4 protein-coding genes are annotated in these 2,381 nt (G+C 71.9%); 1 reads left to right on the top strand and 3 read right to left on the bottom strand.

Annotated elements, in window-relative coordinates; translation table 11 throughout:
- Positions 1-242, bottom strand: a 242-nt coding sequence (locus VKG64_14530) for a hypothetical protein (GenBank protein ID HKB26258.1), incomplete at its 3' end; no start/stop codon positions are given.
- Between the two features lie 25 nt (positions 243-267).
- Positions 268-930, bottom strand: a complete 663-nt coding sequence (locus VKG64_14525) for a DUF4410 domain-containing protein (GenBank protein HKB26257.1) — start codon at positions 928-930, stop codon at positions 268-270.
- Positions 931-994: 64 nt separating this feature from the next.
- Between VKG64_14525 and VKG64_14520 the strand changes: the two genes are divergently transcribed.
- A complete protein-coding gene (locus VKG64_14520; protein ID HKB26256.1) occupies positions 995-1,693 on the top strand; it encodes a polysaccharide deacetylase family protein in 699 nt (232 codons plus the stop codon).
- Here VKG64_14520 and VKG64_14515 read toward each other — a convergent pair.
- On the bottom strand, positions 1,628-2,381 hold a 754-nt coding region (locus VKG64_14515), incomplete at its 5' end, for a hypothetical protein (GenBank protein ID HKB26255.1). The genes VKG64_14520 and VKG64_14515 overlap by 66 nt on opposite strands.

Here is a 2,381-nt window from a genome sequence, read left to right as displayed (position 1 = left end):
CCATCGGCCGTCTTCGGGACGAGTCCCCTCGCGCGTGAGGGGCCAGACTTGTAGTGGACGGCGATCCGGCACGCCGCCCCGGGAGTGGTCTGAACCTCGAGTGTCGCGTCACCGGAGGGAGCCACCGGCGACGACAGCGAGACGACCGCCACCCGCAGATCGGCGGCCCAGGCCGAGCCGACCGCGGCAAGAAGAATGAGAATCGCGACCGGCAGTCCAGTACGCCCGAAGATTCTCGTCATGCCGGCGCTGCTTCCTTCGGGACGCTCAGTCCTTCTTGGGCGCCTCACCCTTGCTCAGCCGGACCAGGAACTTCGCGAGGTCGCGCGCCATGTCGTCGAAGGACTCCCTCAGGTGGTCCCTGCTATCGCCGCCGAAGAAGCCCATCTGGGCGACACGACGGTCCGCCGTCACCATGACGGGCCGACTTGTCTGCACGTCCAGGAACGTCGTCTCAGCCTGGGCCCTCGCCTTCCCGGCGCCGTAGGCGCCGAAGAAGGCTCGCGCCGCCTGCGAGCCCTCGCCGAGCCGAGTGATCTTGCCCTGGAGCCTCAACGCTCTCTCGGCGCCCGGCCGCCACTCCGTCTCGGTGAGGTTCACGACTCGAACGAAGAGCCCGCTCTCGCGGAGCCGCCGCACGAGCTCCGACTGGAGGAACGCCGTCATGGAGGCGGCGAATCTACGGTCACCCTCGTCTTTGATGGCGGGATCGGTCACCGGGAAGCTGTCCACCAGAACGACCTGATAGGCCGTGAGATTGAATCCATCCGCGATCCCGACGAGGCCGATGTCCTTGTCTTCCACAGTGGGCTTGAGGGTGCCGGCGCCGACCGGGTCGTCGGGCCGTACTTGGTAAGCGCCGTAACATCCGGCGAAGAGCATGAAGAACCCGAATGCGAGAGGTCGGAAGAAGAAGCCAGAACGCATCATGTCTGCCGTCTCCTGCGTCAAGACGCCGCTTCGTACGGCGTCTCGAGAAGGTAGCATAGGGCCCATGATGCTCGCCCGGCTCGCACTCGTCGGCGCAGGCGCGTGGGCGGCCTACGCCTGGGGCGCCCACCTGCTGACGCCCGCGTCCGCCCGGCGCGGCTCGCCCGCGTACCGTAAGATGGCGCTCACGTTCGACGACGGCCCCGACCCCGACTGGACGCCGCGCGTGCTCGACGTCCTCGCGGAGAAGCGCGTGCGCGCGTCGTTCTTCCTCGTCGGCGAGCGCGCCGCGCGCGCGCCGGACACCGTCCGGCGCATCGCCGCCGAGGGCCACGAGGTGGCGAGCCACGCCTGGTCCCACCGGAGCCTCTGGTTTCTCGGCCCGGGCGCGACCGAGCGCGAGGTGGCGCGCACCCACGAGCTCCTCGGCGACCTCGCCGGCAACGCGCCACGCCACTTCCGCCCGCCCTGGGGGATGCTGAACGCGTCGCTCTTCGGCGCGCTCCGACGCCACGGCGAGCGTCTCGTGCTGTGGTCCATCCAGCCCGAGGGCCTCCGGCCGGTGGCGCCGGAGGCGCAGGTGAACCACGTCCTCGAGCGCGCCCATCCGGGAGCGATCGTGGATCTGCACGACGCCGAGGGCACGCCGGCCGCGCCCGAGCGGCTCGTCGCCGCCCTCCCGGCGATGATCGACGGGCTAGCGGCCGCGCGCTACGAGCTGACGACGGTCGCCGACCTGCTCGACGCCCCCGGCCCGCGCTAGCGCCCGCGCGCCGTTCGTCCAGAGCCAGCGGCCCCCCGACGCGGTCACGAGCCGCGCGCCCGGAAACCTCGCGACCGCGCTCCGTTCGGGAGCGCGCACGCTCACCACCCAGACCCGCCGCCCGCCGAGCCACGCGTCCCTGAGCTGCTCGCCGTCCCAGAACCGCTCGCGCGCCTCGGCGCGGAGCGCGCCGAACGCGAGGACGCTCCGCCGGCCGTCCACGATGACGGGCCGCACGCCCGAGTACCACTCGAGCGCGCCCGAGTTCTCGATCGGCCCTTCGTGGACGACGACGTCATCGGGTCCCGCGAGGCGGGCCAGCTCGAGCGCGATGCCGCGCACCGCGCGGTGAGAGGCGACGAGAGAGAGCCCCGCGGCGACCGACGGCAACACGAGGAACATCGTGACCACGACGATGAACGGCGCGGCGCGCCGCACATAGCGGCCCGCACTGACGACGGCGAATCCCACGAGCGCGAGCGCTCCGACCCCAAACGCGAGCGCCGTGGCGATGCAGAGCGGGCGGAACGCTGTGAACGGCGGCAGCGGCGCCGCCTCCCCCGCGACGGCGCTCTTCCGCGCGGCGACGTCGGTCGCGCCGAGGATCGTCTGCATGAAGCGTGCGCCCTCGCTCGTCGCGAGGAGCCCGCAGGCGAGGGCGAGTGCGGCAAACAGGACTGCGTGCGCC

It is taken from the genome of Candidatus Methylomirabilota bacterium (assembly GCA_035260325.1).
Lineage (GTDB): Bacteria > Methylomirabilota > Methylomirabilia > Rokubacteriales > CSP1-6 > AR19.
The sequence above is the reverse complement of the archived record's forward strand: the minus strand, read 5'-3'. Positions and strand labels throughout refer to the sequence as shown.